The organism is Gammaproteobacteria bacterium (assembly GCA_036381015.1).
In the GTDB taxonomy this organism is placed as follows: Bacteria; Pseudomonadota; Gammaproteobacteria; order Steroidobacterales; family Rariloculaceae; genus ZC4RG20.
Genome location: DASVDR010000037.1, coordinates 115,991 through 139,962, shown reverse-complemented (window position 1 = coordinate 139,962; position 23,972 = coordinate 115,991). Strand labels below are relative to the sequence as shown.

The following is a 23,972-nucleotide window of genomic DNA, read 5'->3' as shown; positions in this document are numbered from 1 at the left end:
GTCCGCCGCCGCCGTGCGGAATGCAGAACGTCTTGTGCAGATTCAAGTGCGAGGCGTCGCCGCCGATCTCGGCGAGCTTCGCGAGCCCGACCATGGCGTTCAGGTTCGCGCCGTCGATGAAGACCTGGCCGCCCGCCTCGTGCACGATGGCGCAGAGCTCGCGCACGGCGCTCTCGAACACGCCGTGCGTCGACGGATACGTCAGCATGAACGCGGCGAGTCGCGACGCGTGCTGCGCCGCCTTCGCGCGCAGATCCGCGGCGTCGACGTTGCCGTCCGAATCGCAGGCGACGACGACGACTTTGAGGCCCGCGAGCTGCGCGCTCGCCGGGTTCGTGCCGTGCGCGGAGCTCGGGATCAGGCAGACGTCGCGCTGCCCCTCGCCGCGGCTCGCGTGATAGGCGCGAATGGCGAGGAGCGCGGCGTACTCGCCTTGCGATCCGGCGTTCGGCTGCAGCGACACGGCCGCGTAGCCCGTGCACGCGCAGAGCATGCGCTCGAGCTCGCCGATGAGGCGGCGGTAGCCTTCGGTCTGCTCCGGCGGCGCGAACGGGTGGATCGCGTTGAAGCCCGGCCAGCTGATCGGCAGCATCTCGGCGGCCGCGTTGAGCTTCATCGTGCACGAGCCGAGCGGGATCATCGTGCGGTCGAGCGCGAGATCCTTGTCGGAGAGGCGGCGTATGTACCGCAGCATCTCGGTCTCGGAGTCGTAGCGATTGAAGACCGGATGCGTGAGATAGGCCGAGCGGCGCGAAAGCGCCGCCGGCAGCAGCCCCGGCGCGCGCGGCTCGACGTCCGCGAAGACCGGAACGCGGGGCGGCGTGCCGTCGTTCGAAGCGCCGCCGGCCGCGGCGAAGATTTGCCACAAGGTCTCGACGTCGGCGGGCGACGCGGTCTCGTCGAGCGAAACTCCGACGCGATCCGCGTCGATCGCGCGCAGGTTCATGCGCCGCTCGCGCGCCGCCGCGTGCACGCGCTCGGCGCGGCCGCTCACGGCCACCGTCAGCGTATCGAAGGCCGTCGCGTTGTCGACGGCGAACCCCATCTCTCGGAGGCCGGCGGCGAGCGCCGCCGTGAGCCGGTGCACGCGCGCGGCGATCCTCCGCAATCCACGGGGCCCGTGATAGCAGGCGTAGAAGGCCGCGATCACCGCGAGCAGCACCTGCGCGGTGCAGATGTTGCTCGTCGCCTTCTCGCGCCGGATGTGCTGCTCGCGGGTTTGGATCGCGAGCCGGTAGGCGGGCTCGCCGCGCGCGTCGATCGATTGCCCGACGAGACGCCCGGGAAGCTGGCGCGTGAATTCCGCGCGCGTCGACATGTAGGCCGCATGCGGGCCGCCGAAGCCGAGCGGCACGCCGAACCGCTGCGTCGAGCCGACGGCGACGTCGGCGCCGAGCTCGCCGGGCGGCGTGAGCAAGGTCATCGCAAGCAGATCGGCCGCGACGACGGCCAGCGCGCCCCGCTCCCGGACGCGCCGAATCGCGTCCCGGTGATCGTGCACGTCGCCGTTCGCCCCCGGGTACTGAAGGAGCGCGCCGAAGCAGTCGAGGCCGTCGAGGTCGCGCGCGGGATCGCCGATCACGAGCTCGTAGCCGAGCGGCCGAGCGCGCGTCCGCAGCACCTCGATCGTTTGCGGCAGCGCGTCGCGCGCGACGAAGAAACGGGAGCTCTCGCTCTTGCTGACACGCCGGCACAGCGTCATGGCCTCCGCGGCGGCCGTCGCCTCATCGAGCAGCGACGCGTTCGCAACGGGCAGGCCGGTGAGATCGCTGACCATCGTTTGGAACACGAAGAGCGCTTCGAGGCGTCCCTGCGAGATCTCCGGCTGGTAAGGCGTGTAGGCCGTGTACCAGGCGGGGTTCTCGAGCACGTTGCGCTGAATGACGGGCGGCAGGTGGGTGCCGTAGTAGCCGAGGCCGATGAACGACTTGAAGACGCGATTGGCGGCCGCGATCTCGCGAAGCTCGGCGAGCACCTCGGCCTCGCCGACGCCCGCGGGCAGCTCGAGCGGCGCGCGCGCCCTGATGTCGGGCGGCAGCGCCGCCTCGACGAGCGCGTCGAGGCGGTCGAAACCGAGCGTGCCGAGCATCGCGCGGATCTGCGCGTCGCTCGGTCCGATGTGCCGATCGGCGAACGGAGGAGGCGCGAGCGCCTCGAATGTCGGGAGGGACTCCGGACCCCCGGCGCCCTCGGCAAGCTCGAGCGCGGCGCGGGGCTCTTTCGTACCGCCGTCCACGTCGTTCCCTACTGCGGCTGCGGGGCGAGCTTCTCGTAGGCTGCCTCGTCGAGCAGGCCCTCGAGCTCACCGATGCTTTCGGGCTTCACCTTCAAGAACCAGCCCGCGCCCATGGGATCGCGGTTGACGGTCTCCGGAGCATCGGCCAGCGCCTGGTTGACGCCGACGATCTCGCCGGCTACGGGCATCTTGATATCCGCCGCCGCCTTGACGGATTCGATGACCACGGCCTCTTCGCCCTTGTCGAACCGCTGACCCACCTCCGGCAGCTGCACGAACACGATGTCGCCGAGCTGCTCCTGCGCGAAAGGAGTGATGCCGATCGTGACCGTGCCGTCGTCCTCGAGTCGGACCCATTCGTGATCGGCGGTGTACTTCGTCGTGCTCATTGAGGCTCCTGTCGCGTGGGCGTTTACATCGGCGGACGGCTACACGATAGCGCGCCGCGCACGGAAGAAAAGCCGGCGGGCGCGCTCGGATGCGGCAGGCCGCACTGCGGCGCAAAACCCCGCCCGCGCTCTTTTTTTATGCCCGGATGAAATTGACTGCTGTATTTTACCCGGGTATAAACAGGAAGTCGGCAGTTGGAACAGAGTTGATGCCGTGCATGCAGCCTTGGATACCGAGTGTGTTGCCTTTCTCGGGGAGCGCCGCATCGCCGACGGCCCTTTGCGAGAAGTGGTCGCATATATAAAGGAACGGCTCTCCCCGCAGGAGGTAGCCAATCTTCTCGTATTCGACCTTACGGACAGCCGAGTAATCGACCTCGATCTGCGCGGCACTGCAGAAGAGGCGCTCCAGAGACTGGCACCCGCCAAGCGAGAAGAAGCCGAAGCCCAACCCCCAGCGAAAAAACGTGGCCGGCCCAGGCTGGGTGTCGTGGCGCGGGAGGTAACCCTGTTGCCGCGCCACTGGGAATGGCTCGCGAGCCAGCCCGGCGGTGCCTCCGTGGCCCTCCGCAAGCTGGTAGAAGCAGCGCGGCGCGGCAATGATCACAGTAATCAGGTGCGTGCGGCGCGCGAATCCGCTTACCGGTTCATGTCCGCCATGGCGGGCGATCTTCCCGGCTTTGAAGAGGCCACGCGCGCGTTGTTTGCCGGGGACGCGCAACTATTTGTCAAACAAATCGCACGCTGGCCGAAAGATATCCGTGCTCACGCGCGAGAGCTCGCACGACCGGCCTTCAACAATCCGCGCTCTGCGCGATCAAGAGAAGCTTCGAGTTGTAACTTGCGATGATGCCCAAGCACATCGTTCTGTCGAGGAGGGATCGTTTGGTGATACAGCCCAATGTTCGCTGCCTGGCGGCTCTCAAGGTCCTTCGAGCCCTACCCTGGCTCGCGATGGTTGTTGCCTTCGCGGGCACGGCGGCCGGTCAAGACGCCGCAGATTCGGGCGGCCGAGGCGCGGCCAACCGGCAGTCCGAATCGAGCACGAAGCCCAGCTGGGAAGCGTTCGCCGACTGCGCCGCCGGCTATCAGGCGAACATCAAGAGCCGCGAATCGGATCCGAGCCGAACTCCATCAATGCGGAACATGATTCAAGAGCAGGCTGACGACTACCAGCGTGCCGCCGTGCGGGCCTACATGCAGGCACGGAACACCGGGGAAGCCGCCGCGACAAGGGCCGTGAATGCCCGCATCGGGACGGCCGTCGATCGATTCGTCGCTATGGACAAGGCGGGCGAGTTGGACCGCTTCTTGGAGGAGTGCCCGCAGCCCGACGAGGCGGGCCAGGGTTGACCCGAGCTAGCGCCTTCGTGAAACCGGCCGTGCTCGATGCCGGACGCGTCAATGTTCGATACGGGCGCCACCGCCTCGAATGCGGCGTCGCGGCCGCTCTCGAGCACCTTCAGCACGCTCACTCCGGGCGTCCTGCCGGTGCCCACGTGCGGATCCGCCGTGAGCGGATTGGGTCTCCGCAGCGACATGAACGCGTGGCTGCCGTTCGGCGCGACCGCCACGAGATCGGGCGTCGGATCGGCGGACAACTCGCCTTCGAGTCCGATGGGGTTCACGACGGCATCCGTCTTCGTGTCCGCCACCCAGAGGATTCGCGCGGAGTACAATCGGCCCACGCAGCTCCGGGACCGAGGAGGACTCGATGAACGCCAGCCGATTCGCCGCCGCGCTCTCGGCCGCCGCACTCGCCGCGGCCGGGTCGAACGCGCTCGCCCACCATTCCCGCTCGAACTTCGATCTCGACAGTACAATCGAGGTCCGCGGCGTCGTCACGGAATTCAGCTGGCGGAATCCTCATGCGTATGCGGTCGTCGAGAGCACCAATCCGGACGGCACCAAGGAGAAGTGGACGTTCGAGCTCAACTCGACGCCCGTGCTCAAGCGCTTCGGCTGGACCCCGAGCACACTCGAGGTCGGCGACGAGGTCGTCGCGCGCGGCAATCCGGACCGCGACCCGAATCGCCGGTTCATCTACGCGAACACGTTCGAGAAGGACGGGCGCGAGATCGTCGCGTGGGGCGGGCCGCAAGTCAGAGGGCCGAAGCTCGCGAGCCAGGGATCGAAGGATTTCTCGGGCGTGTGGCGAATTCGTTTCGAAGGTGACGTGCTCGGCCGCAACACGCCCGACACCGAGCTCGTGAACACGCTGCCCGTCAATGCCAAGGGCCAGGCCCAGGTCGACGCATTCGACCCCGACGACAACCCCGCGTGGCGGTGCGGGCCGGTTACGATGCCCGAGATCCTAGGCTACCCCTATCCGTTCCAGGTTATCCGCGAGGGCGACGACCGCGTCGTGCTGCGCTACGAGGTCGACAACCTGGAGCGCATCGTGCATCTCGGCATGACGGCGCCGCCGGCGGACGCCGCGCCGACGCCGCTCGGCTACTCGATCGGCCGCTTCGAGAACGGCGTGTTCGTCATCGAGACGGCGAAGTTCTCCGAGGTGAAATGGGGCAACGGACGCGGCGTCGATTCGAGCCCCGAGAAAACGACCGTCGAGCGCTATCGGCTCGGCAACGACGGCAAGACGCTGACGCTCGAGTTCACGATGACCGATCCCGAATATCTGCGCGAGCCGGTGACGATCAAACACACGTACGATCTGCTCGCCGACTACGTGCTGCAGGACTACACGTGCGATCCGGCGACCGCGCGCCGCCATTTGACGGCCGGCCAAGGCGACGAGTAGAGGGACCCATCGAGCCCGGTATGTCACGTTGGAGCAAGTGGTTCCCTGGGGCAGGTCGTTCGACGAGTATTGCCGGATGTTTGCACTCGACGGCGACGATCTCTCTCGGCGAATCCTCGGCTGCGGCGACGGGCCAGCGAGCTTCAACGCCGAAGCGACGCGTCGCGGTGCCACCGTGATCTCTTGTAACCCAGTCTATCGTTGGGATGCCGAGCGGATTCGAGAACGGATCGCGATCACCTACGACGAAGTCCTCGACCCGACACGGCGGAACGCCGACGAGTTCGTGTGGGACTCTATCCGCTCCATCGAAGAGCTCGGGCGCGTTCGCATGGCGGCGATTGAGGGCTTTCTGCACGACTACGGCCAGGGCAAGCGCATTGGTCGCTACATCGAGGCCGAGTTGCCCACGCTTCCTTTCTCCGATGCTGCGTTCGACTTGGCGCTGTGCTCGCACCTTCTCTTCGCGCCTCACGAGCCGTCGCCGATGCGGTAGAACGCGCCTTCAGGCAGCTCGAGGCCGCCCGGCCGCGCGTTCGGGTTGTCGAACGAGACGGCCGGCGGCCCGTCCTCCTCGATCCAGAAGTGGATGTCCCAGACGCGCGGATGCCAGAACAGGACGTCGACATCGGCCGGCGGAGAAGGTTGTTCGAACGGCGTGTCCGGCGTGAGCCGCATGCCGCCGTCGCGAGTGTGCCAGCCGGCCTCGTGGACGAACCACTCGTCGGGCTCGATGCATTCGAGCATCCGGGGCGGCTCGGGCCCGTACGGCGCGAAGAACGCCCAGCCGACCAGCGTGTAGGGCCCGTCGTCGCCGTCGAAGTCGAGCCAATCGTCCGGCGTCGACGCGGGCGACGGCGCATAGAGCAGCAGCGGCGGCAGCGGCGGAGCGGCCTCGAGGTTGTCGAGCGGCACCGCGCCTGCGCCCGCGAGCACGACGTGTCCGTGCGCCAGACGCCAGCCATCGAGCGGACCGCCGGGCTCGACGGCTTCGCTCAGCGATTCGAGCCGCACCGGCGCGGCTTCGAGCACGCGCGCCTGAATCGCTTCGAGCGCTGCTTCGCGCTGCTCGGGCGTGCACGGTGCCCGCGCGGCTTCGCGCGGCACGGCCGGCGCGTGCCGCGAATCGTCGTGGGGCTGCGCGCAGCAGGTCGAGGCGACGACCGCCGCAACGAGTGATGCTTCGAATCGAGCTCGCATATCGTGATCCCTCCGTCGTTCGATCCGTGCGGCTTCACGCCGCGCTCGCGACGCAAACCGAAACTAGGGCGACAGCGAGACGCGCGCTTGGGCGGCAAGGAACGCCGTATCGGGACGAAGGGAACGCCGACCACGCGGGCGCGATCGGCGGTTTCGCTCAAGTCCGGTCTTTGCCGCGGGCCGCCGAGCGGAGCTCGGACGGCGTCGCGCCGAAGCAGCGGCGGAACTCGCGATTGAACGTCGAGAGATCCCCGAAGCCGGCTCGGTACGCGATGGCCGCAATCGTCAGCTCGTCGTGCGCGCCGCTCGTCAGCATCTCGTGCACGCGCGCGAGGCGGAGCCCGAGCTTGTACTTCGACAACGTCGTGCCTTCGCTCTCGAAGAGCTTGTGCACGTACCGCGGCGTGATGCCGTGACGCCGGGCGAGCGCGGCGGGCGAGACGTCGCCGTGCGCGAGGTTTTCGGCGATGTCCTGCTTCAACGCGTGCAGCCGGGCCGCGCGCAGGCCGCGTCCCGCCGCGATCTCGGCGGCGTCCCGCGCCGCGCCCACGGCGAGCGCGCAGAGGTCGTAGATATGCGTGGCGACGGCGGAGCGCAGTCCCGGTGCACGGAACGCCTCCTCGTCGTCGAGCAGGCCGAGATACTGCGTGAGCAGTCGGAGCACGCCCGCGGGCGGTAAAGGCCGCACCAGGAGATCGTCGACACGCGAAACTCTCGCCGTCATCAAGGCCCTCGGCACGGCGATACACGCAAAGCGCGCAGCCCCGGGTAACACGATCGTGCTCTCCTCCGCATTCGTCGTGACCACCGCGCCGCCGGGATTCACCGTAGCCTCTCGGCCGCATTGCGAGACGACGCGGCGGCCGGCGATCTGAATGTGCAGGATGACGTCGTCGTTGCCGTCCGCGAGCAGCTCCGTGGTGCGCCGCGCGATGCCGCCCGCCGACACCGCCATTCGCATCACGTGGCCGGTCTCACGGCCTCCGGCGTCGCCGCCGAGCACGTGCGCCGTCATCTCCATCCGCGGCGGCGTCGCGCTGGACGGGGTCGGTGCGACCAGGCGGCGCGACAGCGGGCGGCCGAACAGGTCGTTCCACGACGACACCGGATCGGCCGGCCGAGCGACCGACGTCGAGAAGCGAAACGACCTCGAGCCCTGTTCCGTCGGCGACATCGGTGCGACTCCTTCCGCAAAAGCCGAGACGCGAATAGGCATTGTAATCGGGCAGCGGCAGGCGGCGGGCCTTGCGGACGCGCTCGCGCCCGAGAAGCCGCACCGGCCCAACCCGGCGGCGCAAAGATCGCTTCGTCGTCGCTAAACTTCAGCGTTGGAATCCGTACACTCTCGATTGCCTGGCGGGCTTGCGGTTCGTTCCGAATGCGATAGCTGTACAGGAAGTACTCCCCGCTTCGTCCAACCTCGACTGAAATGGAAGCCCGTACTTGATTGTTGAGGTCGAAACGCTCGACGATCCGTCTTGCGTTGCTCGCCTCGAAGCCAGGGCGGCCGAGCCCTTCTGGATAGGCGAGGACCATCTGCCCCGCATCCGCGTCGAGGAATAGATAGTTGTCACCCTGTGTTTCGCTGTCTGCCGGCCAGGCCGGAATCGATCTGAACTCGAACCCATAGTCACGCTGCGCCAGGGCGATCCCGCTCATCATGAGGGCGCAGCAAAGGATGCTGATCGATCTGATCATGGTGATTGCTTCGTAACCCACTGCCACCAGCAATGCTCGTTGCCGGTACCCTGGCTCTCGTGGAGAACGAGCGTAGCACCGCGACGGCCAGCACCGCCCGCGACGGCGCCGACCGCCCGCCGGAACGGCGCCTGGGCGAGCGGCACCTCACGGACGACCAGGCCCCCCTGAGCGCGATTTCGTCCATGAAACGTTCGTAGGCGCGCACGGTCCTATCCATGAGGTCGAGCGCCGAGCGGCGGGCTCTGGCTGCTGCAGAGACCCGGGCGCGCGCGCTCTTCGAAGTGCTGCCGAGACTGCAAGTTGCATGCCTCGGAAGCCAAAGAAACAGGAAGCGGACTGGACTATGCGGGCTTTTTTCGCCAAGGTTAAGCACTCCGGGGCGGCGAGATCCGGCCGTCACCCGCGACGGAGGGAGACAGACCGATGTTGATTCGTAAGCCTTCAGATCTTCGTGAGTGCCACGTCACCCCCAAGGACGTCTACATGAACCGCCGAAAGTTCGTTGGCGCGAGCGCGGGCTTGATCGGCGCGACGGCGCTGCCCGGCTCTGCGCGCGCGACGATGAAGCTCGAGAACGTCAAGACGACGGGCGAATACCACCAGCTCCACTCCGACGCGATCACGCCCGAGGAGCTCGTCACTACCTACAACAACTATTACGAGTTCGGCACGGGCAAGGAAGATCCGTCTCGAAACGCGCCGCTCTGGACGCCGGATCCGAATTGGACCATCGCGATCGGCGGCGAGGTCATGAAGCCGAAGACCCTCTCGCTCGACGACGTCATGAGGATCGCGCCGCTCGAGGAGCGCATTTACCGCATGCGCTGCGTAGAGGCCTGGTCCGTCGTCGTGCCGTGGATCGGCTTCTCGCTGAGCCACCTGCTGAAGCAGGTCGAGCCGACGAGCAAGGCCAAGTACGTCGCCTTCGAGACTTACTATGACCGGAAGGAGATGCTGTCGCCGCGTCAGGCAGGCATTCCGTTCCCGTACGTCGAGGGGCTCCGCATGGACGAGGCCATGCACCCGCTCACCTTGCTGACCTTCGGTATGTACGGCGAGAGCCTGCCGAACCAAGACGGCGCCCCCGTGCGGCTCGTCGTGCCGTGGAAGTATGGGTTCAAGAGCATCAAGTCGATCGTCAAGGTCACCTTCACCGAGAAGGAGCCGCCGGCGACGTGGAACCTTTATGCTCCGAGAGAGTATGGCTTCTATTCCAACGTGAATCCGAATCGCGATCATCCGCGCTGGAGCCAGAAGCAGGAGCAGCGTCTCGGCGGCGGGCTCCTCGGTTTCGGCACGCGCATCGACACCGAGATCTTCAACGGTTACGGCGAGCAGGTTGCGGATCTCTATCGCGGCATGGATCTGATCAACAAGTACTACTGAGCGGCCGCGTCGCGCGCGGAATTCCACGAGCGAAGAGCGGCCTAAGCCTGACACATGATCCGAGTCCTGACGAGCAAATGGGCGAAGCCGGTCGTCTTCGTGCTCGGGCTCGTGCCGTTCATGTGGCTCGTCTCGAGGATCATCGTTCGCGACCTCACCGCGAACCCGATCGAGTACATGACCCACTTCACCGGGGACTGGACCATTCGGTTCCTGCTGATCACGCTCTCGGTCACGCCGCTGCGCATGCTGTTCAAGAAGCCTGCGCTCACGCGTTTTCGGCGCATGCTCGGTCTCTATGCCTTCTTCTATAGCTGTCTGCACCTGTCGATCTGGCTGCTGCTCGATCTGCAGCTCGACCTGCCCGCGATGGTCGAGGACGTCATCGAGCGCAAGTACATCACCGTCGGCATGGCCGCGTTTCTTGCGATGGTGCCGCTCGCGATCACGTCGACCGCCGGCTGGGTCCGGCGGCTCGGCTATCGGCGGTGGCAGAAGCTGCACCGGCTCGTGTACTTCAGCGCGGCCGGCGGCGTCATCCATTACTACTGGCTCGTGAAGTCCGATGTCCGCGAGCCGCTCCTGTACGCGGCGATCCTGCTGGCGCTGCTTGCCGTGCGCCTGCCGAACTGGTTGCGCAAGCCTCAGCCGGCCACCAAGCGCGCGCGAGCGCCTGCAACGTCGGCCTGATCTCTTTTCCCCGCGCCCCCCTGCGCGCCTTCTTGTCGCGGTGCGCTGTGACACATGTCTCTCATTTCCTCTCCAAGAATATTCTGTCGCACGGACCGTCGCATCGTTGCCCGCGATCCAATATAATTCTCAGTATAAGAATGCGACCGTTATCGCCAAGGACTGGCGAAGCGGCTTGGCTCAATAGACGATTATCCCCACGGGGCTTGGCAAGAACCCGGTCAATTCGGCCGCCGACAAATATTCTCCTAGCCGTTAGGGGACATGCAGTGCCCCGCAAAGGGGGATCGACGTCATGACTCGCTCGAATGAAGAAACAACCACCTTGAAAGCCACATTGATCGGCATCGGGCTGGCAATACTTCAGCTTGTCCAGATAGCGCTCCTCGTCCTCTTGTGGCCCACCGGTCGTATCGCTGTCGAGCACGCCCTTTTGGATACGGGAAGGACGCTGCTAATTCTGGCGGCACTCAGTGGAGGAATTGGTGCGAACGCTACATTGATGCTTCTCTTTATTTCGTTGACAACCCGAAAGGAGCTATACACGCACCGCGTTTGGTGGTTTGGCTTGCCGATCGTAATCGGGATATCAGCCGGCACGGTCGCATATATCGTGATCAGGGCCGGTATCCTGAAACTTGATGCCCCCATGGCAGCGGAGGCGCTAAATCCGTTTACTGTCTGCGCCATCTCAGTGATAGCCGGTACCTCTTGGAACCGAATTTTTGAACTATTACAACAACTCGGAGCGCGACAAATTCCAAGAGACTAATGGAGACTTCATAGAGGCACAGCTTAAAGGTTACTCCTGACTGCCGGCCACACGTGCTCCTTTGGCCGGAGCGTGAGTATACGAACACACATCGCCCGGCCGCTTGCAAGCGCGGCGCAGCCACGCGGCCAAACGGTCGATCGTCGTCTGCGACCTACCTGAATCTCGACGTGTCAGCGGCCCCAGACGCCGGGCAGATTCCCACGATAGTCCTTGTATGGCAAGACTTTAACGTCTTATGTCCGAGAGAAATTCAAGATCTCCGTAATCCAATCCCCGAAAGCAGTCGTGCATTTGTTCTTGACATCGGTTGAACCAGGTGCTTATTTGTCGATCTACCGATCATGTTGCATGTGCGACAAATGCTTGAGCAGGAGTCGAGAAGCCGAAGTCGATAGATAAGACCTACATCACATAAAGCAGGGGGAGGTCGTGATGTATCAGCATTCGTCACGTGCCGAGGCGAGCCGTCTCGGCCGGCGCACTCGCGCGAACGCACCTTTCGTTCTGTCCACCGTCGCGGCCGCCGTTTCTGCCCTGGTCGGGGCGTTCGCTCAGGCTCAAGCGCCCGAAGACTCGGCTGTCGAGGAGGTCGTCGTCACCGGTTCGCGTATCCGGCAGACCAACGGCATGGCGGCGCCAACGCCGGTGACGGTCCTCACGCCCGAGGAGCTGCAGAGCTATGACCCCGGCGGCACGATCGCCGAGCAGCTGGATGCGCTGCCGCAATTCTTCGCGACCCAGACCGCGCAGCGCGGCGGTTTGGCACTGTCCGGCGATGCCGGCGCGAGCTTTTTGAACATGCGCAGTCTCGGCACCAACCGTACCCTCGTGTTGCTCGACGGCGCTCGAATGGCGCCCGCCGACAAACGCGGCTCCGTGAATGTCGACACCTTTCCGACCGCCCTGGTGCGCACGGTCGACGTGGTCACCGGCGGGGCTTCCGCGGCCTATGGCGCCGACGCTTTGGGCGGAGTAACGAACTTCATCATCGACCGCAACTTCCAGGGTCTGAAGATCAACACGAGCACCGGCGTAGACGAATTCGGCGAAGGCCGCCGCTGGCAGGCCAGTATCGCCGGCGGTTTTCAGATCGGCGAGCGCCTGAATATCATCGGCTCCATCGAGGACAGGCACATCGATCAGATCGACCGCGATCCGGAGGAGCTCGACCAGGATTGGTTTCGGCGCTGGGGCCATGTCACTAACCCGGAATGGTTCCCCGGCGCGCCGCCGGGCGTACCGCAGCGCCTGACGATGCCCTGGATCGCGCCGACGGACGAACATCCGTACGGCATGATTTCCGATACGGGCACCGAGCTCGACGGAATGCACTTCAACCGGGAAGGAACGGAGCTCGTGCCCTTCGTCGACGGCGACCTGACGTCGAAAAGCGGCCCCGGCACCACGCAGACCACCTCTGGCGGTCCGGAGGCGGAATTGGCGCTGAAGGCCAATCCCAGCCCGATCAGCGGCGCCGAGGTAGTCGGCCGCGCCCTGTTCCTTGCCGCCAAGTACGACTTTACCGACAGGCTATCGATGTACGCCCAGGTCGTCGACGGCCGTTCGGAGTCCAATCGAACACCTCGGCGTGCCGACATCAGCGGCATCAACATGACCGCTATCTGGGCGCCTCGCATCTCGGTGGACAACGCCTTCCTGCCGCAGGAGGTGCGCGATGTCCTGAGGGCGAACGGCCTGGATGAGTTCAACTTGCAGCGTAGCGGCGCCTTCCTGGACGAGCCCGACATGGGCATCGACCAGCGCGACCACAACGTGTTCACCACGCGGACCTATACCGTGGGCTTCGACTACGCCCTCACCGACAATTGGGATCTGTCGGGCAGCTATTCCGACGGCGAAACCGAGCGTCTGTCCAGCGTCGACAACATGATGAGAGTCGACCGTATGTTCCTCGGGATGGACGCCGTCGAAGTCTATAAGGATCGCAGAGACCTCGACGGCGACGGAATTCCCGACCTGGTTGCCGATGCTGACCGCGGCACGGGCGACATCCTTTGCCGGGTGCAGGTGTACAACCCGACGGTGGAGCAATTGCACGACGCCGGCCTGGCTTCCGGGCTGATCAATTCCCGCACCGTGCCCACCGCCGAGGAGGAAGCGCAAGGCATCAAGGGGGAACCGCTGGCTTCGCCCATCGGCCTCGACAACACAGTGAGCGAGTGCGTGCCTTACAACGTCATGGGCTTCGGCAACATCAACCCGGAGGCGATCGAGTACGTAGGCACTCCGAAATACTCGACCGGCATCGTCGAACAGGATTTCCTGGAGATCCTTGCCACCGGCGACGTGCATAAGGGCTGGGGCTACGGTCCCGTATCAATGGCGGCGGGCCTGACATGGCGCGAGTCGAGTTTCTCGGACGGCGCCGGACCCGAGGAGATCGATGCCCTCGGCCCCCCACTGAACGTACCGAAGCTGGGCATTCGCGGCATCCCCCCCGGCTACACGGGCGGTAGCCCCAACCTGCACCAATTCTCTACCGTTCCGTTGATCAGCGGTGAATACAACGTTTGGGAATGGTTCACCGAGTTTCAGGCGCCTTTTTGGGCATCCCCTTCGGGCAACCAGCGTATCGGCGGCTCCATCGCCTACCGCAGCTCGGACTACAACCTCAGCGGCCGTTCCGAGAGCTGGAAGCTGGGGATCGAGGCGCAGATCGTCGAGAGCCTGCGCTTTCGCGCGACGAAGTCTCGCGACGTGCGCGAGGCCTCGTTCTCCGAGCGCTTCGACGCGCAGGGCGGCGGCGGCGGCGTGGAGGATCCGGAAAAGAACGGGGAGCGCTTCGGCATCACGGTCGTGGCTTCCGGCAATCCCAACCTGCGTCCCGAGATTGCCGATACCTTGGTGGCCGGCTTCGTGTTCCAGCCTACCTGGGCATGGGCCGACGGCCTGTCTTTCTCCGGAGACTGGTATTCGGTCGACATTGCGGACTCCATCGAACAGATCGGTGCGCAGGACGTGGTCGACCGCTGCTTCGCGGGGGACACGGAACAGTGTGGCAACATCATCCGTGATCCGGTGACCGGCACCATCAACAGCGTCTTCAGGCGCTTCTTCAATCTGGCGCAGGACAAGGTGGAAGGTATCGACTTCGAGGTCGTCTACCGCACGGAGCCCGATCTTTTCGCGAGCAAGTCCGAAAACCTCAGCATTCGCGTGCTGGGAGGAAAGCTGCTTACGCGCGAGGACACCAGCGCCGACGGCGTTGTGACCGACCGGATGGGATCCTACAACCTGCCGGAGCTGACCACGAACTTGACCCTCAACTACGGCATGGGTCCTTGGTCCTTCCAGATGCAGGGCCGCTACATCTCTGACGGCAAGCTGAACCGCAACTGGGTAGAAGGCGTGGACGTCGACGACAACACGGTGCCGTCCTCCACGTGGTGGAACGGCCGCGTCGGCTACCGGGGAGAGATGGATTCCGGCGCGACCTGGAACGTCAGCCTGTTCATTCAGAACGTCTTCGATAAGCACCCGCCGATCATTCCGAGCAGCTTCGGGCAAACCGTCAGCAACCAGTACGACATCTTTGGACGCCGCTATAACCTGTCCGTGAATTTTTCGCTCTGAAGTCGGCCAGGCCGCTGCGGGCAGTCATCTGCCCGCAGCGCTTGACCTGCACGGCGCAGCCGCGGCACGCGAGCTTCGCGACCTTGGAACTGGGTGACCGGGTGCCGGCTCGCAGCAGCGCCGGCTGAGGCGGGGCACGTGAGGCGAAGGGGACGAGATCGCCCTCCTCGGCCTCGCGCTCGAGATGCGTGAGTACGGGGGGCGTTTCAATTGATCGGCTGGCGCATCGCATTACCATCCCCGCACTGCTTGCGCCGTGTTTTCAATCCTCGCGATAACCTTGAGCCGTCCGCGACAGCGCTGACAGGTCTCGATCTGAATGGCAAAGGCGCGTTTCAGGCGTTGCATCCAGCAAGCAGACAGGCTTGGCGGACGTGCCTCCACAGCGTCGCGTTGGGGCCGTGCGCCGCGCCCGCGCCTGCGGCGCCCGGCCTCCCCTTCGCTTACCGCTCGACGACGGTCGTCTCGTAGCGCACGCCGTCCGGTACCGGCACCGCCTGATGCACCGTCACGCCGCTCTCGCCGGCCGTCGGCATGGACGCGTCGACCGCGACGAAGGCGGTGTAGGCCGACATCAGCCCGTACTCGAGCGCGGTATCGCGAATCGCGCGTGCGAGCTCGCCGCGAGGATCCGCGGACCACGTCTGCCGGTCGGCAAGATCCGCGATCCGGAGCCGCGCCCAAAGGCTCGCGATGAACGATTGCTCGGGGTCGCTCGTGCCCGCTTCGAGCGGGAACGAAAGCGTGCGATCGCCGGCGCGGCCCCGCACGGTCACGTCGCCCGGCTCCCCGCGGAACTTGCCGGTGACGAAAACGGGGCGGCCGACGAAGAGATCGGGCAGCCGCGACGGGTAGACGTCCGCAACCTGCATCTCGCCCCAGTCGATCGAGACATCGGTCATCGCCGGATGACTGATCCGCTCGAAGAAGAAGCGCATCACCTCCTCGGCGGAGTCCTCGAGCCCGAGATAAGCGACCGCCCCGCGGCCTTCGCTCGCCATCCGCTCGAGCAGGAAGCGGTTCACGGCGTTGCCGACGCCGAAGCTGAAGATGCGCGAGGCGCCGATCAGCCGGTGCACCTCGCCGATGATCTGCACCTCGTTGCCGATGAAGCCGTCGGTGAGGAACGTGACGAAGCGCAGCCGCCGCTCGTCGTGCGGAAACGCGAGCGCCGCCCGGATGCCCGCGAGCATCTCGGTGCCGCCGTTGCCTTCGAGCTGCTCGACGTAGCGGCGCGCGGCGCGCAGGTTCTCCTCGGTCGCCGCAACCGGGCTCGGCCCGAGCTGACTGGCGGAGCTCGAGAAGCGGATGATCTGAAAGGTATCGTCCGGCCCCAAACGGTCGAGCGCCGTCAGCACCGCTTCCTTGGCCTGCTCGAGCGGCCGGCCGCTCATCGATCCGGACGTATCGAGCACGAACACCATCTCCACCGGCTGCCGCTCGATGGCCTCGAGCTCGGCCGGCGGGTAGACCATCAGCGTGAAGTAGCCTTCGTTGGTTTCCGGGTCGACGTAGGTCAGGAGATTCGACTTGATCCTGTCGCCCGCGACCTTGAAGCTCAGCACGAAATCCCGGTTCGGAATCGTCCCCTCGCCGGCGAGCTCGACCACGGCCCGGTTCTCGCCTTTTCGATCCGTGCTCACGTCATGGCTCGCGTCGATCTCCTCGATCGGCACGCCGGCGTCGAGCTCGACGCTGATCGCGATGTCGTGAGCCGAGCGTTCGGTCGGGCGCAGATACCGGACGGCCGTCCCCTGCCCCGGCTCCGCGTAATCGGTGCGCGGCAGCGCGGTGACCGGATCCTCGTACCCCGGCGGGTTGTAGCGCGGCCCGACGACTGTCGGGAAAACGAACGAGTACCAGCCGTCGTGATACGCGAGCGTGTGGAAGTACCGGATGTTCACATCGATGCGCTTGCCCGGCTCGATGTTCGCCACCTTCTGCTCGAAGACGTTCGGCCGATGCTGCGTCAGCAAGCTCGCCCGATAGCCTTGCGACCGCGCTTCGAGGTAGAGGCGCTCGGCTTCCTCCTTCTCGCGCAGGATCCCGCGGATCTTCCGGTCGCCGATCGTCATCACGAACTCGCGGACGGCGGCCTTCTCCGGCAGCGGAAACACGTAGACCGCTTCGATCTTCTCGTCGTAAGGATTCGTGAACTGCTGCGTGACGTCGACCGTGCCGACATAGCCCTGGATGACCGCGTGCACCTCGGTGTGCTCGAGCGGCAGCGGAATCGTCGTCGGCTCGCGATCGGGCGCCGGGCTCGGAAGCGTCGCGAGCAACGCGCCGGTACCGGGCGAGTCGTCCTCGCTTTGCGCCGCGGCCGACGTTTCCTCTCCGGGCGTCGCGATGAACCAGATTTCATCGGTCGGCTCCGCCGCGGAAAGCGCCCTCGGCCGGAGCTCTCGCGAAGCCCCGTGCAACAGGAACGAGGCCCTCGGCAAGCCGCTTGCGATCGCGGGATGAATCACGTCGAACGACAGCGGCCGGCCGGGCTTGATGACGGCGGCGCTGCTCGCCACGGGCGCGCTCACCGCGGCGGTACCGCTCGTCGCGGCGGCGCGATTCTCTGCGCGGCGCACTCGTGCCGTGCCGGCGGGCGACCTGACGACGGCGATCTCGTCGATGGGCGAGGCTTCAGGCGAAGCCGGCCCGCTCTGCCCGGCCGGCGCCGGCAGCGTACGCGTTTGCTCGTCGTGGGTGAGCAAACCCGCGCACCCGAGGACGAACGCGCACACCGACACGGCGACGAAGGCTCGAAGACGTGATCGATATCGGTGCATCTTCTTATCTCCCGTTTCGGGTTTCGAGGCTGATCTCGGCGTCGATCGGCCTTCCGTCCGGCGCGCCCGCAGCAACGAGATTCAGGTCGTAATCGGGTGGCGCGGCGCCCGTGAGCCGCACGTGCACGGTCGCGATGCGCGTTCTGCCGCTCGGCAGCGCCGCCGGCGGGCGCGTGCTGAAGCTCGCGACGATGATGCGGTCCGCGCGGCCCGCCTGCACGGCTTCGCGGTCGTAGTAAGGGGGCTCCTCGTACGCGGCCGCCTCGCCGCCTTCGATACCGACGACCTGCATGCGTCCCGCGCGCTCCTCGAGCTCGAACTGCCAGGCCGCGAGCGGCTCGTCGCTCTCGACGTACACGTCGACGACGCCGAAGCGCGGCGCGAAGGCGGCGCCGCGCGGCGCTTCCTGACTGCCCGCGGTCGTCGAGAGCAACACGAGCACGGCCGCGCAGGCGGCCGCGCGGACCGCGAAACCCGAAATGCGATCGCGGCTCATCGCGTGCTCCTCGGCGAATCGAGCGAGACCACCCGGGCTGCGAGCGCGTCGATCTCCGCCTCGCTGACCGTGCCGCCTGCAGCGCGCATCCTCGCGAGCGCGAACGCATCGAGGATGTCCACGCGCCCGGAGCGGTCCACGTCGTAGGAGTCATACGTTTCGAGCCAATCGCCGGGCCGCACCACCAGCAACACCGCGGCGACGGCTGCGGCGGCGGCGAGGCCTGCGGCCCAGCGGTGTTTCGCGAGCGACGAGCGGCCGAAAGCGGGAGAGCCCGCGCCTTCCGCGGCATCGCCGTGACCGCGCGCCGCGAAATAGCGCTCCGCCCGCTCGATCACGGCGCGGTCGATCGCCGGACTCACGTGCGATACGGTTCGGTCCGCGCGGCGCAGCGCCGCACGCACGATCTCGGGCAGCTCGTCGTACACGCGGTTTTCCGATCCAGGTTTCTTCGAGTCCATCTCCGGCTCCTACGCCATTAAGCGCGCGAAGGTCGAAAAAGGTTCACCGGCCGCCGAAAAGGACGGGCGAACGGGTCAACGATCGAACAAGTCCTTGATGCGCGGGTCTTCCCGCAGCTGCTTGATCGCGAGATGCAGCCTCGATTTCACGGTCCCGAGAGGCACCTCGAGCACGTCGGCGATCTCGGCGAGCGAAAGTCCGTCGACGAACCGCAGCGTCAGCAGCTCGCGCCGGTCGGCGTCGAGCCGCGCCAGCGCCGCCTCGACGGCGCCGGAGTCGCACGGTGCGTCGCCGGCGGGAAAATCGTCCGGCTCCACACCTTCGAGCTCCCGATCGCGCCCCGTCTTGCGCAGCGCGCTGATCGCGCAGTTCTTCGCGACGGGGTACAGCAGCGTCTGCAGACGCGCGGTGAGCACGAGGCCCGGACCCACCGGCGGAAATTTCTCGAGAAGGTAAGCAAACGTCTCTTGGAGCGCCTCGAGCGCAACCTCGCGGTTTCGCGCGAAACGCATCGCCACGCGCAGCACGTAGTCGCGATGGCGGCGATAGAGCGTCTCGAAGGCCCGGGCCGCTTCCGCGGCGCCTCCGCGATTGCAAGCTTCGATGAGCTCCTCGTCGCTGCGCCGGTCGCGGGCGCGGTTCATCGTCGTTGCCTTTCGTCCGCGCAATGAGGGCTTGCTTCTACCTCATCGCCCGGAGCGAGGGCAAGGAAACTGAACCGCTCCTAGATCAGCAGCGCCGCGAGCGGCGGCACGATGAACCACAGCACGTAGGTCAGCGAGGCGATCATCGGTCGCATCGTGCCGCGCGGCGCCTCCGTTCCGGAGTGCGCGCGAAGGAGCAGCCACGACAGCCACGCGGCGTGGGGTAACGCGAACCACGGCACGAGCGCATAGATGTCGGGCACGGCGTCGAGGAACGGCCAGACGAGCGCGCAGAGCGCGGCCGCGATCGTCGTCGCGACAGCAGTGTCGACGGCGCGCTGCGACCCGAAGCGCGCGGCGATCGTCCACTTGCCGGCACCCGCATCCGCTTCGCCGTCGGGCACGTTCGAGAGCGTGATCGACGGCAGCGTCGCAAGCGCGATCGGCAACGCCATGAGCCACGGCCGCGGGTCGGTCCACTCCTCCCCCATGAAAACCCAGCCGCAAACGAGCACCGCCGGACCGTGGGTCAAGGCGACGTCGAGCTCGCCGAGCGTGCGATAGCAGAGCTTCAGAGGCGGCAGCGTGTAGCCGATCGCGACGACGGCGAGCACCGCGAGAAGCGGCAACGACACGAGCGGCGCCGGCGGGAAGGCGACGAGAGCGAGCGACGCAACCACGGCCAGCGCGAACGCGGCGATCGCGCCGGCGCGCATCTCGGCGGCCGTGAGCCGCCCGTCGATGATCACGCGCGAGCCCCCGTTGAACGGTCCGTAGCGCCGGTTGCTTCGATCGGCCGAGTAATCGTACAGCTCGTTCGTGAAGACGGTCGCGGCCTCGAGGAAGAAGAGCGCGAGATAGCCGATCCAGAATGCGGTTGTGGCGAGCGCTTCGGCTCCGGCAGCCGCGACCGCCCCGAGCGCGTAGACGAGCCATGTCGTCGGATAGAACTGCAGCCGCAGCGCCGCGAGCCACGACGCAGCCTTTGCCCTGAATCGCTCGCCGCGCGTCGGCACGGCGCCGCGCAGCTCACGCCCTTCGCGCCGCGCCCTGTCGAGCCATTCGCGGCGGCGCATCGGGCTCGAGCCGAGCACCGAGCCGAACGGCGTGATGCGCACCGGCTCGATGCCGCAGAAGTTCAGCGTCGCGCGCCGCATCGCATTGTGCCCGGGAGCGCGATAGATGAAGCGGTAGATCGCCGGCGGCGTATCCATCGTCGTCATCAGGTGCGCGCTGCGGCCGCGGAGCAAGCCCTCGTACCCGGATGCGTTCTCGGCATGGCGGAACGCGAAGCCGGGCAGCAGGACCCGGTCGAGAAACCCCTTCAGCAGCGACGGCATCGTGCCCCACCAGGTCGGATAGACGAACACGACGTGATGTGCCCAGCTCAGCAACCGGCGCGCACGGGCGATGTCGGGCTCCGTCCGCTGCGCGCTCATCGCGCGGCTCTCGACGTCGCGGGAGAAGCGGAGATCGCAAAGATCGAGCCGGCGGAGCGTCGCTCCGGCCTCCGCGGCGCCCTGCATGTAATGGTCGGCGAGGGCATGACAGAGGCTTTCGCGACGGGGATGCCCGACGATCACGAGGATGTTCAAGTGCGCGCGGGAAGCGCACTCGGGCGGGATCAAACGAAGCTCTCCGTTGCGCCGTCGTTCGATGAGAAATCCGAAACGCCGATCGGGCAACACGGGCGACTACCGACGCGCGTGTTATCGGCCGAAGCGCATGGAAATTCGGCTTCCGTCAGGCAGGCCGAAGGGCCTAGGCTGCGTCCGTGGCGTGTCCGGGCGCGATCGAGGTATGGCGGAGCATACGGGTCAAGGATCGTCGCTCGGGCACGCTCTTTGCTCGTTCTCCGGGTGCATCTCGAAGGGCAAGCGGCGGACGGAATCGGCATCCGCAAAGCCGACTCAAGGCGGCAAAGGAAGGCAATGAAGGCGCGGATCGGCATCTCGGGCTGGCGATACGCCGGATGGCGCGGCAAGTTCTACCCGGAGGGTCTGCCGCAGCGGCAGGAGCTCGCCTTCGCCGCGAGCCGCGTCGACAGCATCGAGCTCAACGGCAGCTTCTACTCGCTCCAGCGGCCGGAAAGCTACGCGCAGTGGTATCGGGAAGTCCCCCGCGACTTCGTCTTCGCGGTCAAGGGCTCGCGCTACATCACGCACATGAAGAAGCTGCGCGGCGTCGAGGTCGCGCTCGCCAACTTCTTCGCGTCGGGCGTGTTCGAGCTCGAGGAGAAGCTCGGCCCGATCCTCTGGCAACTCCCGCCCACGCTCCAGTACGACCGCGAAAGGCTCGGCGCATTCTTCGATCTCCTGCCGCGCAACGGTGCGCAAGCCGAGGCGCTCGCCCGCCGTCACGACGAGCGCGTGGCCGGGCGTGCCCGCGTGCATACGAACCCGAAGCGCAAGATTCGGCATGCGGTCGAGGTCCGCCACGCGAGCTACGTGCAAGCGGAATTCGTCGAGCTGCTGCGCCGTCATCGAATCGCGCTCGTCGTGGCCGACACGGCCGGCAAGTGGCCGTTGATGGAGGACGTCACCGCCGACTTCGTCTACGTGCGCTTGCACGGCGACGAAAAGATCTACGAGAGCGGCTACTCGAACGGCGCTCTCGACCAGTGGGCCGAGCGCGTGCGCGCATGGCGGGAAGGCACCGAGGTCGAACACGCGCGAACGGTAGCGAAGCGCTTGCCGGCGAGGCGCAGCGGCCGCGACGTCTACGTCTATTTCGACAACGACGTGAAGGTGCACGCGCCGTTCGACGCGATGCGCCTTGCGCAGAAGGTGGGCACCGCCGCGGCCGAGCGTCTCGGGAAGGAAGCGAAGCCCGCGAACGGCTCGAAGAGATCCGCGAGCCGCCCGCAGGCCGAGCGTGTCAGGCCGCCGCGCGGGGGCGGTCGGCCTGCTCCGCCGTCGACTCGAGAGCCACGGCGATCCCGTTCATCACGGCCGCGATCCGCACCGCGCTCTGCACGCCCTCGGCCGTGATCCCGGCCCGGCGCACCGCGCGCTCGTGCGACGATAGGCACACGCCGCAGCCGTTGATCGCCGAGACGGCGAGTGAGTAGATCTCGAAGTCCGTCTTGTCCACGCCGGGGTTGCCGATCACGTTCATGCGCAGCTTCGCCGGCAGCTTGCCGTACTCGTCGTTGCCGACGAGATGCGTGAAGCGATAGTAGACGTTGTTCATGCCCATGATCGACGCCGCCGCGCGCGCCGCCTTGACCTGAGCGTCGTCGAGCTCGCCGACGACGAGCGCCTCGATCTCCCGAAGCAACGTCGGCTGCCGGGCCGCGATCGCGGACGCGAGCGCCGTCGCGAGAATCTGATCGCGGCGAAGCCCGGGCGCGCCTTCCGGCGTGAGCACGGCCGACAGATTCAGCTTCAGATCCTTCGCGTGCTCGGGAATCAGCTCTTTGATGCGGGTGAGGTCCATGAGTTCATGCTCCGGGTTTTGAACGGGGCCCCGGCCGTCGCGGGACGGCCGAGACCGCGGTTCATCGAAAAAGATCGGAGCGGCGAACCGCTCCGCTTGCAGGCGCGCGCCGGACCGTCAGGCGACCTTCAGCGTCTCTTCGCCGCGCTGCCAGTTGCACGGGCAGAGCTCGTCCGTCTGCAGCGCATCCAGCACGCGCAGCACCTCGTTCACGTTGCGTCCGACGTTCATGTCGGTCACGGAGACGAAACGAATGACGCCGTGCGGATCGACGATGAACGTCGCGCGCTTCGCTACGCCTTCCTCGTCGAGAATGCCGAGTGCCGAGGCAAGGTCCTTGCGAAGGTCGGAGAGCATCGGAAAGGGCAGCCCGTTCAAATCCTCGTGATCCTTGCGCCACGCGAGGTGCACGAACTCGCTGTCTACGGAAGCGCCGAGCACTTGCGCGTCCCGCTCCGCAAACTCGTCGTTCTTGCGGCCGAATTCGGCGATCTCCGTCGGACACACGAACGTGAAGTCCTTCGGCCAGAAGAAGACCACGAGCCATTTCCCTTCGTACCGCTCAGGGGTGATCGTCTCGAAGGCGTCGTCCAGCTTCTCGGACACGGTGGCCTTCAGGGCGAAGTGGGGAAACTTGTCACCGACTGTCAGCATTACGGCGTAACCTCCAATTTCAAGGAACTTCGATGGTTGAAATCCCAGATGTTGGAGGGCATGCTACGCCGCCCCTTATGATATATCCAATATATTAATTCTATTCCATTGATTTGTTTTATGGATGTTAAGCCCGAACGCTTGGGCGGGGCCGTGCCGGCGCCGGGCCTAGGGCAACGCAGGCGAAGACGCGCCTCGAGCGGCAGCGCCTCGCAGGCAGGCCGCAGCCCGGCGCCGAGTGCGGGCGGGCGCTGCGTGCGCAAGCACATCGCGGCGACGCGCCTCGGCAGCGCGTGGTCGTGCTCGCGGCGCGGCGTCAGGACCGGAGCAGCTCGTGCGGGTCGAGCTCGAGCGCCTTGATCCGTTCCCGAATGGCGGGCCACTCCTCCCGAAGGAAACGCTTGCGCTCGCGCTTCAGCAGGATGTCCCGCACGCCCTCCTTCACGACGAGGCCGATGCCGCGCCGGGTCTCCGTGAACTCCTCGAGCTCGCGATAGGCCCGAGCCGCGGTCAGCGGGTTGACGACGAAATCGCTCGCGAGCTGGCGCACCGAAGGTAGCATCTCGCCCTCGCGGTAAGTGCGGTCGATGATGCGCGCGACGATCTCCTCCATGAGTTGCCGATAGATCGGCCGGTCCTCGTCCCAGGTGCGTATGTGTTGGGTCATATGGCCTTCGATGTCACGTTTGCCCGAGTGGCAGGTGGACGGGCAGTTGTTTGGATTGTAGAGCGGTATTACTGTGTTGCCAAGGCAACACACTGA

At 66.2% G+C, this 23,972-nt stretch carries 21 protein-coding genes; 9 read left to right on the top strand and 12 right to left on the bottom strand.

Going from position 1 to position 23,972, the window contains the following annotated elements; genetic code table 11:
* On the bottom strand, nt 1-2,119 hold a 2,119-nt coding region (gene gcvP, locus VF329_13380), incomplete at its 3' end, for an aminomethyl-transferring glycine dehydrogenase (protein HEX7082000.1).
* Between the two features lie 125 nt (nt 2,120-2,244).
* The gene (gene gcvH / locus VF329_13375) at nt 2,245-2,625 is read right to left on the bottom strand and encodes a glycine cleavage system protein GcvH (protein ID HEX7081999.1); all 381 of its coding nucleotides are present in this window, start codon (nt 2,623-2,625) and stop codon (nt 2,245-2,247) included.
* Here gcvH and VF329_13370 point away from each other — a divergent pair.
* The 4 genes from VF329_13370 (at nt 2,606) to VF329_13355 (ending at nt 5,882) form a co-directional block, all read left to right on the top strand.
* Entirely contained in the window at nt 2,606-3,475 is an 870-nt protein-coding gene (locus VF329_13370) for a DUF2239 family protein (GenBank protein HEX7081998.1), read from the top strand. The genes gcvH and VF329_13370 overlap by 20 nt on opposite strands.
* The gene (locus VF329_13365; protein ID HEX7081997.1) at nt 3,472-3,978 is read left to right on the top strand and encodes a hypothetical protein; all 507 of its coding nucleotides are present in this window, start codon (nt 3,472-3,474) and stop codon (nt 3,976-3,978) included. Before VF329_13370 ends, VF329_13365 begins: the two co-directional genes overlap by 4 nt.
* Before the next feature lie 361 nt (nt 3,979-4,339).
* Nucleotides 4,340-5,386, top strand: a complete 1,047-nt coding sequence (locus VF329_13360; GenBank protein HEX7081996.1) for a DUF6152 family protein — start codon at nt 4,340-4,342, stop codon at nt 5,384-5,386.
* A gap of 76 nt (nt 5,387-5,462) precedes the next feature.
* Nucleotides 5,463-5,882 carry a hypothetical protein gene (locus VF329_13355; protein HEX7081995.1) on the top strand — a complete coding sequence of 140 codons (420 nt, stop codon included), beginning with the start codon at nt 5,463-5,465 and terminating at the stop codon, nt 5,880-5,882.
* Here VF329_13355 and VF329_13350 read toward each other — a convergent pair.
* Nucleotides 5,858-6,586 (bottom strand): hypothetical protein, encoded by a 729-nt coding sequence (locus VF329_13350; protein ID HEX7081994.1) that lies wholly within the window; start codon nt 6,584-6,586, stop codon nt 5,858-5,860. The two genes, VF329_13355 and VF329_13350, sit on opposite strands and share 25 nt — an antisense overlap.
* Nucleotides 6,587-6,743: 157 nt before the next feature.
* Entirely contained in the window at nt 6,744-7,760 is a 1,017-nt protein-coding gene (locus VF329_13345) for an AraC family transcriptional regulator (GenBank protein HEX7081993.1), read from the bottom strand.
* A 950-nt stretch (nt 7,761-8,710) separates the two neighbouring features.
* On the opposite strand from VF329_13345, the gene msrP reads away from it, so the two are divergent.
* The 4 genes from msrP (at nt 8,711) to VF329_13325 (ending at nt 14,732) form a co-directional block, all read left to right on the top strand.
* Nucleotides 8,711-9,673 carry a protein-methionine-sulfoxide reductase catalytic subunit MsrP gene (gene msrP / locus VF329_13340; GenBank protein HEX7081992.1) on the top strand — a complete coding sequence of 321 codons (963 nt, stop codon included), beginning with the start codon at nt 8,711-8,713 and terminating at the stop codon, nt 9,671-9,673.
* A 54-nt stretch (nt 9,674-9,727) separates the two neighbouring features.
* A complete protein-coding gene (locus VF329_13335; GenBank protein HEX7081991.1) occupies nt 9,728-10,363 on the top strand; it encodes a protein-methionine-sulfoxide reductase heme-binding subunit MsrQ in 636 nt (211 codons plus the stop codon).
* A 295-nt stretch (nt 10,364-10,658) separates the two neighbouring features.
* The gene (locus tag VF329_13330; GenBank protein ID HEX7081990.1) at nt 10,659-11,135 is read left to right on the top strand and encodes a hypothetical protein; all 477 of its coding nucleotides are present in this window, start codon (nt 10,659-10,661) and stop codon (nt 11,133-11,135) included.
* Nucleotides 11,136-11,570: 435 nt separating this feature from the next.
* The gene (locus tag VF329_13325; protein ID HEX7081989.1) at nt 11,571-14,732 is read left to right on the top strand and encodes a TonB-dependent receptor; all 3,162 of its coding nucleotides are present in this window, start codon (nt 11,571-11,573) and stop codon (nt 14,730-14,732) included.
* A 443-nt stretch (nt 14,733-15,175) separates the two neighbouring features.
* Here VF329_13325 and VF329_13320 read toward each other — a convergent pair whose 3' ends face one another.
* From VF329_13320 to VF329_13300, 5 genes are all read right to left on the bottom strand, one after another.
* Nucleotides 15,176-17,515: a VIT domain-containing protein gene (locus tag VF329_13320; protein ID HEX7081988.1), complete on the bottom strand. Its 2,340-nt coding sequence runs from the start codon at nt 17,513-17,515 to the stop codon at nt 15,176-15,178.
* Between the two features lie 4 nt (nt 17,516-17,519).
* Nucleotides 17,520-18,011 carry a hypothetical protein gene (locus tag VF329_13315; protein ID HEX7081987.1) on the bottom strand — a complete coding sequence of 164 codons (492 nt, stop codon included), beginning with the start codon at nt 18,009-18,011 and terminating at the stop codon, nt 17,520-17,522.
* A complete protein-coding gene (locus VF329_13310) occupies nt 18,008-18,472 on the bottom strand; it encodes a hypothetical protein (protein HEX7081986.1) in 465 nt (154 codons plus the stop codon). Before VF329_13310 ends, VF329_13315 begins: the two co-directional genes overlap by 4 nt.
* A 75-nt stretch (nt 18,473-18,547) precedes the next feature.
* On the bottom strand, nt 18,548-19,117 hold the full coding sequence (locus tag VF329_13305; protein ID HEX7081985.1) for a sigma-70 family RNA polymerase sigma factor: 570 nt from the start codon (nt 19,115-19,117) through the stop codon (nt 18,548-18,550).
* 80 nt (nt 19,118-19,197) lie between these two features.
* The gene (locus tag VF329_13300; protein ID HEX7081984.1) at nt 19,198-20,712 is read right to left on the bottom strand and encodes an NAD(P)H-dependent oxidoreductase; all 1,515 of its coding nucleotides are present in this window, start codon (nt 20,710-20,712) and stop codon (nt 19,198-19,200) included.
* Nucleotides 20,713-21,048: 336 nt separating this feature from the next.
* Here VF329_13300 and VF329_13295 point away from each other — a divergent pair, with 336 nt between their 5' ends.
* A complete protein-coding gene (locus tag VF329_13295; GenBank protein ID HEX7081983.1) occupies nt 21,049-22,107 on the top strand; it encodes a DUF72 domain-containing protein in 1,059 nt (352 codons plus the stop codon).
* Here the strand turns inward: VF329_13295 and VF329_13290 are convergent.
* The 3 genes from VF329_13290 to VF329_13280 form a co-directional block, all read right to left on the bottom strand.
* Nucleotides 21,995-22,555, bottom strand: coding sequence for a carboxymuconolactone decarboxylase family protein (locus tag VF329_13290; GenBank protein HEX7081982.1), 561 nt, complete (start codon nt 22,553-22,555; stop codon nt 21,995-21,997). The two genes, VF329_13295 and VF329_13290, sit on opposite strands and share 113 nt — an antisense overlap.
* Nucleotides 22,556-22,672: 117 nt before the next feature.
* Nucleotides 22,673-23,209, bottom strand: coding sequence for a peroxiredoxin (locus VF329_13285; protein HEX7081981.1), 537 nt, complete (start codon nt 23,207-23,209; stop codon nt 22,673-22,675).
* Nucleotides 23,210-23,525: 316 nt separating this feature from the next.
* Nucleotides 23,526-23,876, bottom strand: a complete 351-nt coding sequence (locus VF329_13280; GenBank protein HEX7081980.1) for a GntR family transcriptional regulator — start codon at nt 23,874-23,876, stop codon at nt 23,526-23,528.
* Between the last annotated feature and the right edge of the window lie 96 nt (nt 23,877-23,972).